Source organism: Allobosea sp. 05T438 (genome assembly GCF_056396025.1).
Genome location: NZ_JBFTKQ010000001.1, coordinates 224,229 through 237,000 on the forward strand (window position 1 = coordinate 224,229; position 12,772 = coordinate 237,000).

At 67.0% G+C, this 12,772-nt stretch carries 12 protein-coding genes; 9 read left to right on the top strand and 3 right to left on the bottom strand.

Annotated elements, in window-relative coordinates:
- Nucleotides 1-95 precede the first annotated feature (95 nt).
- Nucleotides 96-1,235 (top strand): ribonuclease D, encoded by a 1,140-nt coding sequence (gene rnd / locus AC1DIN_RS01135; RefSeq protein WP_441469533.1) that lies wholly within the window; start codon nucleotides 96-98, stop codon nucleotides 1,233-1,235.
- Nucleotides 1,236-1,367: 132 nt separating this feature from the next.
- Here the strand turns inward: rnd and fliP are convergent, their stop codons facing one another.
- Complete coding sequence (gene fliP / locus AC1DIN_RS01140; RefSeq protein WP_476808377.1) at nucleotides 1,368-2,138, bottom strand: flagellar type III secretion system pore protein FliP; 771 nt, start codon at nucleotides 2,136-2,138, stop codon at nucleotides 1,368-1,370.
- Nucleotides 2,139-2,286: 148 nt separating this feature from the next.
- On the bottom strand, nucleotides 2,287-3,681 hold the full coding sequence (locus AC1DIN_RS01145; RefSeq protein ID WP_476808378.1) for a hypothetical protein: 1,395 nt from the start codon (nucleotides 3,679-3,681) through the stop codon (nucleotides 2,287-2,289).
- 209 nt (nucleotides 3,682-3,890) lie between these two features.
- Here AC1DIN_RS01145 and flgB point away from each other — a divergent pair, with 209 nt between their 5' ends.
- The 7 genes from flgB (at nucleotide 3,891) to cckA (ending at nucleotide 9,851) form a co-directional block, all read left to right on the top strand.
- Nucleotides 3,891-4,292, top strand: coding sequence for a flagellar basal body rod protein FlgB (flgB, locus tag AC1DIN_RS01150; RefSeq protein WP_441469536.1), 402 nt, complete (start codon nucleotides 3,891-3,893; stop codon nucleotides 4,290-4,292).
- Nucleotides 4,293-4,309: 17 nt separating this feature from the next.
- On the top strand, nucleotides 4,310-4,720 hold the full coding sequence (gene flgC, locus AC1DIN_RS01155) for a flagellar basal body rod protein FlgC (RefSeq protein ID WP_400508392.1): 411 nt from the start codon (nucleotides 4,310-4,312) through the stop codon (nucleotides 4,718-4,720).
- 32 nt (nucleotides 4,721-4,752) lie between these two features.
- A complete protein-coding gene (gene fliE, locus AC1DIN_RS01160) occupies nucleotides 4,753-5,076 on the top strand; it encodes a flagellar hook-basal body complex protein FliE (protein ID WP_441469537.1) in 324 nt (107 codons plus the stop codon).
- Between the two features lie 24 nt (nucleotides 5,077-5,100).
- Entirely contained in the window at nucleotides 5,101-5,367 is a 267-nt protein-coding gene (gene fliQ / locus AC1DIN_RS01165; RefSeq protein ID WP_441469538.1) for a flagellar biosynthesis protein FliQ, read from the top strand.
- A 77-nt stretch (nucleotides 5,368-5,444) separates the two neighbouring features.
- Nucleotides 5,445-6,203, top strand: a complete 759-nt coding sequence (gene fliR, locus AC1DIN_RS01170) for a flagellar biosynthetic protein FliR (protein WP_441470023.1) — start codon at nucleotides 5,445-5,447, stop codon at nucleotides 6,201-6,203.
- A 7-nt stretch (nucleotides 6,204-6,210) separates the two neighbouring features.
- Nucleotides 6,211-7,278, top strand: a complete 1,068-nt coding sequence (flhB, locus tag AC1DIN_RS01175; RefSeq protein ID WP_476808379.1) for a flagellar biosynthesis protein FlhB — start codon at nucleotides 6,211-6,213, stop codon at nucleotides 7,276-7,278.
- A gap of 71 nt (nucleotides 7,279-7,349) precedes the next feature.
- Nucleotides 7,350-9,851 (top strand): cell cycle histidine kinase CckA, encoded by a 2,502-nt coding sequence (gene cckA, locus AC1DIN_RS01180; RefSeq protein ID WP_476808380.1) that lies wholly within the window; start codon nucleotides 7,350-7,352, stop codon nucleotides 9,849-9,851.
- A 183-nt stretch (nucleotides 9,852-10,034) separates the two neighbouring features.
- Here the strand turns inward: cckA and AC1DIN_RS01185 are convergent, their stop codons facing one another.
- A complete protein-coding gene (locus AC1DIN_RS01185) occupies nucleotides 10,035-11,348 on the bottom strand; it encodes an MFS transporter (protein ID WP_476808381.1) in 1,314 nt (437 codons plus the stop codon).
- A gap of 324 nt (nucleotides 11,349-11,672) precedes the next feature.
- Between AC1DIN_RS01185 and recA the strand changes: the two genes are divergently transcribed.
- Nucleotides 11,673-12,719, top strand: coding sequence for a recombinase RecA (gene recA, locus AC1DIN_RS01190; RefSeq protein WP_476808382.1), 1,047 nt, complete (start codon nucleotides 11,673-11,675; stop codon nucleotides 12,717-12,719).
- Nucleotides 12,720-12,772 lie beyond the last annotated feature (53 nt).

A 12,772-nucleotide genomic window follows, 5' to 3' on the forward strand; every position in this document is an offset into this window, starting at 1 on the left:
CCGGCCGCAGCTTGCGGGCTAACCACACGCGCGCGCCTAAAATGTCAAGAACGGCCGCGACATCCGGCCCCGGACTCTGCTAAGAGCCGAAGGCCATGCATCTGATCACTGATACCGCCGAGCTCGCCGCCGCCTGCGACCGCCTCGCCGCCCACCCTTTCGTGACGGTCGATACCGAGTTCCTGCGCGAGACGACCTATTATCCGAAGCTCTGCCTGATCCAGCTCGCCTCGCCGGACGAGGCCGTTCTGGTTGATCCGCTGGCGCCCGATCTCGACCTCGCCCCGTTCTTCGGGCTGATGGTCAACGCGTCCGTGGTGAAGGTCTTCCACGCCGCCCGGCAGGATCTGGAAATCGTCTGGCTGCTCGGGCGCGTGCTGCCGGCGCCGCTTTTCGATACTCAGGTCGCCGCCATGGTCTGCGGCTACGGCGACTCGGTCGGCTACGAGCAGCTCGCCAACGATCTCGCCAAGGCCCGCATCGACAAGTCCTCCCGCTTCACCGACTGGTCGCGCCGCCCGCTCACCGAAGCACAGCTCGCCTATGCCGAATCGGATGTCACCTATCTGCGCCAGATCTATCTCGCGCTGAAGGCCGATCTCGATGCGAGCGGCCGCGAGAGCTGGGTCGCCGAGGAAATGGCGGTGCTGACCTCGCCCGGGACCTACGAGGTCAAGCCGGAGAATGCCTGGCAGCGGCTGAAGGGGCGTGTCCGTAAGCCGCGCGAACTGCCGATCCTGATGGAGGTTGCCGCCTGGCGCGAGCGTGAGGCTCAGGGCCGTGACGTGCCGCGTCAGCGCGTTCTCAAGGACGACGCGCTGATGGACATCGTCCAACGCGGCCCACGCACGGTCGAAGCCCTTGCCGAGTTGCGCTCGGTCCCCAACGGCTTCGAGCGCTCGCGCAACGGTGCCGAGGTTCTCGCCGCGATCGAGCGCTCGGCCGCGATCGATCCAAAGACCTTGCCCAGGCTGGAGCGCGAACGCGGCCGGCCGGCCAACGGCGCCGTGCTCGACTTGCTCAAGGTGCTGCTCAAGGCGGTGGCCGATGCCGAGCGCGTCGCACCGAAGATCATCGCCTCGAGCGACGATCTCGAAGCCATTGCCTCGGACGAGCTCTCCGATGTGCCCGCACTCAAGGGCTGGCGGCGGGAAGTCTTCGGCGAGAAGGCCCTGGCACTGAAGAACGGTTCGCTCAGCCTGCGCATCCAGCGCGGCCGGGTCGTGGTGAGCTGAAGCTTACGGGAGCCGCACCGTCATTCTCGGGCGAAGCGAGCGCAGACCCCGAGAATCTCCTTCCGGTCGAGGCTCCCGCGGCCACGCGTCACGAGATGCCCGGGTCAAGCCCGAGCATGACGAGCGACTTCCTCAGCCCCCGACCCCGTAGCTCTTCACCAGCGAGCCGGTGACGAGCCCCCAGCCGTCGACCAGCACGAAGAAGATCAGCTTGAACGGCAGCGCCACCGTCACCGGCGGCAGCATCATCATGCCCACCGACATCAGGATCGAGGCCACCACGAGGTCGATGATCAGGAAGGGCACGAACAGCAGGAAGCCGATCTCGAAGGCACGCCGCAGCTCCGAGATCATGAAGGCGGGAACCAGCACCTCGACACCGACGTCCTGCGGCTGCTGCGGGCGCGGCCCCTGCGACATGTCGAGGAAGAGCGCCAGATCCTTCTCGCGGACATGCCTGAGCATGAAGGTCTTGAAGGGCACGACGCCGCGGTTATAGGCCTCCTGCGGCTGGATCTGCCCCGCGACAAGCGGCTGCACGGCGTTGGTGTAGGCCTCCCGCAGCGTCGGCGCCATGACGAATCCGGTGAGGAACAGCGAAAGCCCGATGATCACGGCATTGGGCGGCGCGGTCTGCGTGCCCAGCGCCGAGCGCAGCAGCGACAGCACCACCACGATCCGGGTGAACGACGTCACCATGATCAGGATCGAAGGCGCCAGCGACAGCACCGTGATGACGGCGATGAGCTGCAGCGCCCGCTCGGCGACGCCGCCACCCTGCCCCAGATCGAGCGACAATGTCTGCGGCAGCGCCGGTGTCGCCTGCAGCGCGAGCAGCAGCGCGGCGGCCAGCAGGGCGCGCCCGAAACGATAGCGTCTCGCTGGTCTGGAACTCGGTGTCACACGCGGCTGCCGATACGCCCGACTCACGCGATCGGACCGCACGAGGCTAGTCACGGCAAAGCGCCGCGCAACCGGTGCGCGGCGCCTCAGGACCGGAGGGCCGACATTCCTGTTGATGGCCGCCGGCAGCGGCATCAACCGAGATCGTTCAGGACTTCGCCTTGGGGTCGCGTCCGAGCAGGCGGGCGAATTCCGCCTCGATGGCATCGACAGAGAAGGGATCGAGCTCCTTCGTCTCGGGCTCAGCCGGCTTGTCGGCCTTGGGCTTCACCTCGGGCTCGGGCTCGGGCACGGCCTCGGGCTTGGCCTCCCGCTCGGGCTCCGGCTTAGCGACGGCCGCGAAAGCCTCCTCGAACTCGTCCTCGTCGATCACCGGCGTGGGCTCGCTCGGCTTGGGAGGCGCAACCGGCGGCGGCTCCGGCGCCTTCATCTCGACCGGCTTCGGCTCGGGAGCCTTCACGGCGGGCGCAGGAGCAGGCGCCGGGGCGGCGGCAGGCTTGGGAGCCGTACGCTCCGGCGTCAGCCCCAGCGCGGCCGCAAGCTCCGCCTCGACATCGCTCGGGAGCACCGGCTGGCGCGGCGGCGCGGCCGGGACCGGGGCCGGTTCAGGCTTCAGCGCGACCTTTGGCTCGGGCGCCGGTGGCGGCGGAAGCGGCGGTGGCGGCGGTGGCGGCTCGACCGGCTCGGCGGGCGGCTTCGGCGCTTCCGCAACGGGCTTCTCGAAGGGCCTGACCGGCGGCACGGGCGGCTTCACCGGCGGGGCAGCGCTTTCCTGCACCGCTTCGCCCGGCAGATTGGCGGGGCGCACCGCAGAGAACGGGCGCTTCAGCGCCTCCTCGAGCTGGCGGGTCATGTCGTCGAGCTCGCCCGCGCTGACAGCCGGCGGCGGCGCATGTTCGCGTGCAAAACTCGGGGCTGGGCCCGTTGTGAGGGGCGGAATCGGAGCTGGCGGCGCCGGCGGAACGACAGGTTTCGGCGCCGGCTGTGTCTCGCCACCACCAAGGCCGAGCGCAGCTGCAACTCCCGCGCTCGCGGCGGCAGCAGCGGCGACCTCGCCATGCGTCGGCCCCGAACGCGTCGGCAACGGCGGCAGAACGTCGGGAGCCTCGGCGACGGCAGGCGTCCTGCGCAGTTCGTCGCCGGGGCGCGCAGGCGGTTCGGCCGGCGGAACCAGCGTCTCGAAAGGCGGCAGCGGGCGGTCGGGCAGCGCCGTCTCATTGTAGTTCGGCGCGACCGCGCGGCTACCGCTGCGCATGATATTGGCTTCGACCACGACGTCGGAGGCACCGCCGATCATGACGAGGTGTTCGACATTGTCGCGCCTGATCAGAACGAGCTGGCGCTGGCGGTCGAGATCGTAGCTGTCGACGACACCGAGGCGAGGCTGGCGCTGGCGCCCCCCGGCCTGGCCGCGCAGCCGCAACCGCCCGCCCTGGATCTGCCGCACGAAAAGTCCGAGCAGGGCGAGAAGCACAAGGATGACGACAGAGGCGACGATCACCTTCTGTGCGGTCGAGAGTTCCAATCCGAACAAGCTCTGCAAGGTCTGCCTCATCTGCGAAGACGGCCCCGGGCGGCCGAAGTTCCGCACGAGGTTCAACACCTTAGCTATAGCATAACGCTTTCACCATCGGGAAACATGGTGAACGCGTGGTTAACGCGACCCATGAAATGCCGCAGACTTAACCGGCTGTTAACCATGAGCCCGGCAGGATTTGCCTAGTATCCGGCAGTGCAGCGAGGGGCTGGGCCATGGCGAATGACGGCTTGAGCATCGGCGGCGGCCTGATGCAGGCGCTGAAGCTGCGCATGCAGTACCAGCAGTCGCGCCAGAAGATTCTGGCCGAGAACGTCGCCAATGCCGACAGCCCGGGCTTCCGCCCGGTCGACCTGAAGCAGCCGAGCGTCGACCCCGCCCGCGCCGGCGTGGCCCTCGCCCGCACCAGCGCCGGCCATATGAGCCTGTCCACCGGCAATGGCGGCTTCGACGGCACCGGCGCCCCGCGCTTCGAGACGACCCCGAACGGCAATGCGGTGAACCTCGAGGACGAGATGCTCAAGGTCGCGCAGAACCAGTCGGACTACCAGCTGGCCGCCTCGCTCTACAGCAAGGGTCTCGGCCTGATGAAGATCGCCATCGGCAAGGGACGCTAAAGGATGGGGCGCTGATCATGGATCTGATCAAGAGCATCGCCGTTGCCGCTTCGGGCCTGCGCAGCCAGTCCGGCCGCATGCGCGTCATCTCGGAGAACATCGCCAACGCCGATTCCGGCCCCGAGCGCGCCGGCGCCGAGCCCTATCGTCGCAAGGTCCCGACCTTCCAGCGCCATTTCGACCGCGAGCTCGACGCGCAGCTGGTCGCGCTCGGCAAGGTCCAGCGGGACCAGAGCGCCTTCAAGGTCAAGCATGAGCCGGGCAATCCGGCAGCTGACGCCAAGGGCGACGTGCAGATGCCCAACGTCAATTCGCTGGTCGAGATGGTCGACATGCGCGAGGCCCAGCGCAGCTACGAGGCCAACCTCAACCTGATCTCTTCGACGCGCCGGATGATCCAGCGCACCATCGATATCCTGCGCGCCTGAACCGCGCGGCTCCAGAAGGGGACTGAACCGCCATGGCTACTCCGGGTTTCGCTGCGGGCGCCTACGCCTCCATCCAGGGGGTGGGCGCCGGCAATCTGATGCGCAAGCCGCTCGCCACAAGCGGCACGGAATCAGGCGGGCCGGACTTCTCCGCCCTGCTGGGCAAGGCGCTGGACGCCACGGCCGAGGCAGGCCGCAAGGCCGATACCCAGACCGCCACCGTCGCCGGCGGCCGGGCCGACATCGTCAATGTCGTCACTGCGGTCGCAGAAAGCGAGGCTGCGATCGAGACGCTGGTCGCCGTGCGCGACCGCGTTATCGCCGCCTATGAAGAAATCATGCGGATGCCGGTCTGACGGCCAAGGGATCGAGATAAGATCATGACCTCCGGAGCCATTCTCGACGTCGCCCGCGACGGTATCGTCGTCTTCCTCAAGGTCGGCGGGCCGCTGATGGTGATCGCGCTCGTCGTCGGCCTCGCCGTCTCGCTGGTACAAGCACTGACCCAGATCCAGGAACAGACACTCGTCTTCGTCCCGAAGATCGTTGCCGTCTTCGCCGCGCTGATGCTGTTTCTGCCGTTCATGGGTGACGCGCTGGCGGGTTATATGGGGCGAGTCGCCGCCCGAATCGCCACGGGCGGATGAGCCTGTCGCGACTGCAGCCGGCCTTTGCCGGCGCAGGCCCGCGGCACCCGCGCTGGCGGAAAGGTGCCTGCGGCACGATGCAGATCGCGATCCTGCCCGAGATCAGCGCCCTTTTTGTGCTCGTCTTCGCGCGGGTCGGCACGCTCGTCATGCTGATGCCCGGCATCGGCGAGCGCTTTATCTTTTCGCGATCGCGGCTGTCGCTCGCCTTTTTCATCGCCCTGATGATCGTGCCGGTCGCCCGCCCTTCCCTGCGCATCCCGCCCGATGTCTCCGGTATCGTCGCGCTGCTCATCGGCGAGCTGCTGATCGGCCTGATCATCGGCGTCTGCGCCCGGCTGGTGATGGCGTGTCTGCAGACGGCCGGCACGCTCGTCGCCCAGACGATGGGCCTCGGCTTCGCCATGACGGTCGATCCGACCGGCGGCCTGCAGAACCCGTCGATCGGCAACTTCCTGACCATGCTCGGGACCACGCTGATCCTGACGACCGATCTGCACCACATCGCCATCGCGGCGATCCATGAGAGCTACCGCCTGCTGCCGCCCGGCGGCGTGCCCGAGATGCCGGATATCCTGACGCTCGCCGTGCAGTCGGCAGCGCGCGGCTTCGCCCTCGCCGTGCAGATCTCGGCGCCCTTCCTCGTCTTCGGCCTCCTTTTCAATCTCGGTCTCGGCGTGCTGGCGCGGATGATGCCGCAGCTCCAGGTCTTCTTCCTCGCCGTGCCTGCCTCGATCCTCGGCGGCATGCTTGTCCTGCTCGTCGTGGTCGGGGTGATGATGAGCGTCTTCCTCAACGATCTCGGCGCCTTCCTGCGTCAGTTCACGGGGGGCTGAGCACGCCATGGCCGAAGATACCGAGAACGAGGACAGGACAGAGGACCCGACCCAGCGAAAGCTGGACGAGGCCACCGAGAAGGGCGACGTCCCCCGATCGCAGGAGATCGGCACCTTCTTCGTGCTTTGTGGCTTCACGCTTGCGTTGCTGGTCGCCGCGGGCTGGTCGGCGCGCGATGCCATGCTCTCGCTGCGCTCCTTCCTGATGAACGCCCATCAGGTGCCGCAGGACGGCGCTGCCTTCATGCATGTCACACGGCAGGGCGTGCTGACCGGCTTCATGGCGCTGGGCCTGCCCTTCGCCTTCATCCTCTGCGCCGGGCTCGCCGGCGCCCTGCTCCAGCACAAGCCGCTGTGGACCTTCGAGCCGCTGATGCCGAAATTCGACCGCATCTCCCCGATGGCGGGCGCCAAGCGCATGTTCGGCAAGGAGGCCTGGGTCAATTTCGCCAAGGGCCTCGCCAAGACGGCGCTGATCGGCGCGGTGGTCTGGATCACGCTCTGGAACCAGCACGACCGGCTCGAAGCCTTCGTGCAGATGAACGTCTCCTCCCTGATGCCGGCGACACTCTCGCTCGCCATTAAGCTGATGGGCGCGGTGCTTGCCCTCTTCGCCATCGTCGCCATCGGCGATTTCGCCTGGCAGCGCTTCAGTTGGTACCAGCGCCAGAAGATGACGAAGCAGGAAATCAAGGAGGAGTTCAAGAACTCCGAAGGCAATCCCGAGGTCAAGGCGAAGCTGCGCCAGATCCGCGCCCAACGCGTGCGCAAGCGCATGATGGCCGCGGTGCCGAAGGCGACGGTGATCATCACCAACCCGACCCACTTCGCCGTCGCCCTGCAATACGAGCCTGGCATGGCGGCGCCCCTCTGCCTGGCGAAAGGTGTCGACACCATGGCCCTGAAGATCCGCGAAGTCGCCGGCGAGCATCGCGTGCCGATCGTCGAGAACCCGCCGCTGGCGCGCGCGCTCTACGCCACGGTCGACATCGACCAAGAAATTCCTGTCGAACACTATCAGGCGGTGGCCGAAGTCATCGGTTACGTCTTGCGCCTGAAGGGCCGGCGCGCCTAACTCGGCAGCGATGCGAAGAAGGATGGCCGCAACGTTCCCGATGCGGCCCAGCAGCGAACGGACTTCACCGCATGAGCGGCACCACGGCGACCACAATTGATCGCTCCGACAAGCCCGGCCATATCGGCATCATCCTGCTGGTCGCGGGTCTGCTCGTCGGCGCGGCCATCGCGCTCGGCTTCCTCGCCAATGAATGGGCGCAGCCGCTGATCCTTGGATTGCTGGCCCTGCTTTCGGTCATCGGCGTCTTCGGCCTCTTCGCCTTCGCCATCGGCCTCGTCCAGTTCTCGGGCCGCGCCGCCCGCAACGACCTGACCAAGACGATCGTCGACAGTGCGGACGAAGGCATCGTCGTGACTGAGGGCGAGAACGAGATCGTCTACGCCAACGAGGCCTATCTCGCGCTCGCGGGCGCCACAGGTGCGAACGACCTCAAGCCGGTCGGGCGTCTCCTGACTGGCCGCGCCGACGTCTCGGAGGCGATCTACAGGCTCGCCGCAGCCGCCCGCGAGAACCGCCGGCTGGTCGAGGAGGTCCGTCTCGAACCTGCTCTCGGTGGGCGCGGCGAGGTCGGCTGGTATCGCGTGCGCGTCACGCCGGTGCGCCGCGAGACCGGCAACGCCACGCTCTGGTCAGTGACCGACATCACGCCCGAGCGCGAGCGGCAGGAGAACGCCTTCCAGGAGCTCCAGCACGCGATCGACTATCTCGACCATGCGCCGGCCGGCTTCATCTCGATCGACGCCGACGGCGAGGTCTCCTATCTCAACGCCACGTTGTCGAGCTGGCTCGACTTCGACCTAGCCCGCTTCGGCTCCGGCGGCCTGCAACTCGACGACATCTGCACGCCGGCCGCTGCCGCGCTGCTCCAGGCGATCCGCGGCCAGCCCGGCGATGTCCGCGTCGAGGTGCTCGACGTCGACCTCAAGCGCCGCAATGGCAACCCGCTGCCCGTGCGGCTGCACCATCAGGTCGCATTCGGGCAGGACGGCCGCGCCGGCCCTTCCCGAACGCTGGTCCTCAACCGCGCGCCCGGCGAGGCCGGCGCCGATCACGGCAGCGATGCCGAGGTCCGCTTCGCCCGCTTCTTCCACTCGACGCCGATGGCCATCGCCACCGTCGACAAGAGCGGCGCGATCCTGCGTTCCAACGCCGCCTTCGCCCGGCTCGCGCCATCCGGTACGCCGCCGCGGACGATCTACGATCTCGTCGCACCCCATTCCGGCCTCGAACGCGGCGTTGCCGAAGTCGTGGAGGGCAGCTCCGCAGTGAGCCCACTGGATCTCGCCCTCGCCGGCGAGGACGGGCGCTCCGCCAAGCTCTACCTCGCACCGGTCTCCGCCTCCGAGGACGGCGACGGCGAGCGCGCCATCGTCTATGCGCTGGAGACCACGGCCGAGCGCAAGCTGCGCGACAACATGGACCAGGCCGGCAAGATGCAGGCCGTCGGCCAGCTCGCCGGCGGCATCGCGCACGACTTCAACAACGTGCTGCAGGTCATCATCAACGCCTCCGAGTTCCTGCTCGCGAGCCACCGGCCGACCGACCCGTCCTTCCCGGACATCATGCAGATCAAGCAGAACGCCTACCGCGCCGCCGCGCTGGTGCGGCAGCTGCTCGCCTTCTCGCGCCGCCAGACCCTGCGCCCGCAGGTGCTGGAGCTCGGCGAGGTGCTCTCCGACCTCTCGCTGATGCTGAAGCGCGTCGTCGCCGACAAGGTGACGCTCGACGTCCGCCAGGGTCGCGACCTCTGGCCGGTCAAGGCGGATCTGGGGCAGCTAGAGCAGGTCATCGTCAACCTCGCCGTCAACGCCCGCGACGCCATGCCCGACGGCGGCAAGCTGACGGTCCGCACCCGCAACGTCGCCCGCGAGGACTGCGTGAGCTTCAGCCACGCCGGCCTTCCCGCGGACGACTATGTCCTGCTCGAGGTCGAGGACACCGGCACCGGCATCCCGCAGGAGCATCTCGACAAGATCTTCGAACCGTTCTTCACCACCAAGGAGGTCGGCAAGGGCACGGGTCTCGGTCTTTCGATGGTCTACGGCATCGTCAAGCAGACCGGCGGCTATGTCTTCGTCGATTCCACCATCGGCAAGGGCACGGCCTTCCAGATCTTCCTGCCGCGCCATGTCCCGAGCCAGGAGGAGATCGCTGCCGAGGTCGCCGCCAAGGAGGCACCGAAGAAGCTCGCCGCCGACCATACCGGCGCCGGCGTCATCCTGCTGGTCGAGGACGAGGATGCGGTGCGCGCGCTGAACGCCCGCATGCTGGTCTCGCGTGGCTACACCGTCCACGAAGCCGCGTCCGGCGTCGAGGCTCTCGATCTCTTCCTGAAGAATGACGGCCAGATCGACCTGGTCGTCTCCGACGTCGTCATGCCCGAGATGGATGGCCCGACGCTGCTCGGCGAGCTGCGCAAGCGCAACCCGAACACCAAGGTCGTCTTCGTCTCCGGCTATGCCGAGGAGGCCTTCCGCAAGAACCTGCCGGAAGGCGAAGATTTCCACTTCCTGCCCAAGCCGTTCACGATGAAGCAGCTCGTCGAGACGGTGAAGGCGGCGATGGGCTGAAGGCGCCGGGTCGTCATCTCCGGAGCAGGCCGGTGGCCTGAGCCCGGGATCGACGAGTGCGACGATGTTCAGGACGCCGTCATGCTCGCCCTTGTGGCGAGCATCCACGTCTTGAACACCACGCTTACCCAGCGAAGACGTGTGGATGGTCGGGACAAGCCCGACCATGACGCGAAGCGGGCTTCAGCGCGCCGGAACCGCGCCGGCCTCATCGTCCTGGCGCGAAGCCAGCGCACCCACCCCGATCAGCGCCAGCATTGTCACCATGGCCGAGAGGCTGAGATAGTAACCGACGAAGGGCAGGCCCTTCTCGGTCGCGAGCCAGGTCGCCACGTAAGGAGCGAGCGAGGCGCCGACGATCCCACCCAGGTTGAAGGTGAGCGAGGCGCCCGTGTAGCGCACGGCCGTCGGGAACATCTCGGCCAGCGCCGTGCCGAGCGGTCCGTAGGTGAAGCCCATCAGCGACAGCCCGACGACGAAGAAGGCGAGCACACCGAGCGTGCTGCCAGAGCCGAAGAGCGGCGCCAGCAAGAAGCCGAAGATGGCAATGCCGAGCGTCGTCGCCAGGAGGGTCTGGCGCCGGCCGAAGCGATCGGCGAGCACGGCCGAGACCGGGATGGTCAAGCCGAAGAACACGACGCCGATCATCTGCAGCGGCAGGAACTGGTCGCGCGAGAAGCCGAGCTTGGTCGTGCCCCAGCTCAGCGAGAACACGGTCATCAGGTAGAACAGCACGAAGGTCGCGAGCGCCGCGAAGGTGCCGCAGAGCAGCGCGAGCTTGTGTTCGGCGAAGATGCTGATGAAGGGCACGCGCACCCGCTCGTGCTTGTCCATCGCCTTGCGGAAGGCCGGGGTCTCGCTGATGCGAAGGCGGACATAGAGCCCCATGAAGACCAGCAGCGCGCTGGCGATGAACGGGATACGCCAGCCGAAGCTGAAGAACTGCTCGTCGGTCAGGAGCGCATCGAGCGCAAGGAAGCTGCCAGTCGCAAGGATGAACCCCACGGGCGCGCCGAGCTGCGGGAACATGCCATACCAGGCTGACTTGCCCGGAGGGGCGTTCTCGGTCGCCAGCAGCACCGCTCCGCCCCACTCGCCGCCGAGTCCCAGCCCCTGCCCGAGCCGGCAGAGCGCCAGCAGCAGCGGCGCGAGTACGCCGACGGCGGCATAGGTCGGCAGCATGCCGATGGCGACGGTCGAGAGCCCCATCGTCATCAGCGCCGCGACGAGCGTCGCCTTGCGGCCGATCCGATCGCCGAAATGGCCGAAGATGGCGGCGCCGATCGGCCGCGCGAAGAAGGCGATCGCGAAGGTCGCGAAGGACTGGAGCATCGCGGAGGTAGGATCGCCGCCCGGGAAGAACAGCTTCGGGAACACGATCACCGCAGCCGTCGCATAGATGTAGAAGTCGAAGAACTCGATCGTCGTGCCGATCAGGCTGGCCAGCAGGATACGGCGCGGCGAGTTCGGGGCCGTTTGGGCGGGGGCGGAGGACACGTTGGCAACTTTCGAAAACAAATGGAGATTCCCGGCGCAATAACAGGAAACAGCAGGCGCCGGGATGGGGAACGCAGCGCCTTGGTATGCGCATAGCGCATGCAATAACGGCTCAACGAAACTCAGACCAATAAAATAGCATGACCAGAGACATAAAAAGCCACTCCTGCCACAAGCTGACATCTGGAACAAAAAAAGAACTTGCTGACAGGAACAAAGAGTGATCATTCTCCTGTCAAGACTGATTGAGATGTCCCCTTAGCCCTGTCATAAGGAGCCCGAACCGTGAATCAGGCTAATCTCAGACTCGTGGAAGGCTCCTCGATGGACAAAGCCAAGGCGCTCGATGCAGCGCTCTCCCAGATCGAACGCGCCTTCGGCAAGGGTTCGATCATGCGGCTCGGCAAGAACCCGCAGTCGATCGAGATCGAGACGATCTCGACGGGCTCGCTCGGGCTCGACGTCGCGCTCGGCGTCGGCGGTCTGCCGAAGGGGCGTATCATCGAGATCTACGGGCCGGAATCCTCGGGCAAGACCACGCTCGCGCTCCACACCATCGCCGAGGCGCAGAAGAAGGGCGGTGTCTGCGCCTTCGTCGACGCCGAGCATGCGCTTGACCCCGTCTACGCCCGCAAGCTTGGCGTCAATCTCGACGACCTGCTGATCTCCCAGCCCGATACCGGCGAGCAGGCGCTCGAGATCACCGACACCCTCGTCCGCTCCGGCGCGATCGACGTGCTCGTCATCGACTCCGTCGCCGCGCTGACCCCGCGCGCCGAGATCGAGGGCGAGATGGGCGAGGTCCAGCCCGGTCTGCAGGCCCGCCTGATGAGCCAGGCGCTGCGCAAGCTCACAGCCTCGATCTCGCGCTCGAACTGCATGGTGATCTTCATCAACCAGATCCGCATGAAGATCGGCGTGATGTACGGCTCGCCGGAGACCACCACCGGCGGCAACGCGCTGAAGTTCTACGCCTCGGTGCGCCTCGACATCCGCCGCGTCTCGACGCTCAAGGAGCGCGACGAGGCGACCGGCAACCAGGTTCGCGTCAAGGTCGTCAAGAACAAGGTCGCGCCGCCCTTCAAGCAGGTCGAGTTCGACATCATGTTCGGTGAGGGCATCTCGAAGGTCGGCGAATTGATCGATCTCGGCGTCAAGGCCGGCATGGTCGAGAAATCCGGCGCCTGGTTCTCCTTCGACAGCCAGCGCCTCGGCCAGGGCCGCGAGAACGCCAAGACCTTCCTCAAGAACAACCCCGATCTCGCCGCGAAGATCGAGGCCACGATCCGACAGAACTCGGGCCTCGTCGCCGACCGCATCCTAGATCAGGCGAACCCCACCGACGACGATCTCGACGAGGGGGAAGCCTGAGCCTGAGCGCTCCGGCACTGAACGATGCAAGGGCGGCCTTCGGGCCGCCCTTT

Coding starts and splice junctions, on each gene's coding strand:
- fliE (WP_441469537.1), top strand. CDS start 4,753: ATGGCTACTCCGGGTTTCGCTGCGGGCGCCTACGCCTCCATCCAGGGG.
- flhB (WP_476808379.1), top strand. CDS start 6,211: ATGGCCGAAGATACCGAGAACGAGGACAGGACAGAGGACCCGACCCAG.
- cckA (WP_476808380.1), top strand. CDS start 7,350: ATGAGCGGCACCACGGCGACCACAATTGATCGCTCCGACAAGCCCGGC.
- flgC (WP_400508392.1), top strand. CDS start 4,310: ATGGATCTGATCAAGAGCATCGCCGTTGCCGCTTCGGGCCTGCGCAGC.
- flgB (WP_441469536.1), top strand. CDS start 3,891: ATGGCGAATGACGGCTTGAGCATCGGCGGCGGCCTGATGCAGGCGCTG.
- fliQ (WP_441469538.1), top strand. CDS start 5,101: ATGACCTCCGGAGCCATTCTCGACGTCGCCCGCGACGGTATCGTCGTC.
- rnd (WP_441469533.1), top strand. CDS start 96: ATGCATCTGATCACTGATACCGCCGAGCTCGCCGCCGCCTGCGACCGC.
- fliR (WP_441470023.1), top strand. CDS start 5,445: ATGCAGATCGCGATCCTGCCCGAGATCAGCGCCCTTTTTGTGCTCGTC.
- recA (WP_476808382.1), top strand. CDS start 11,673: ATGGACAAAGCCAAGGCGCTCGATGCAGCGCTCTCCCAGATCGAACGC.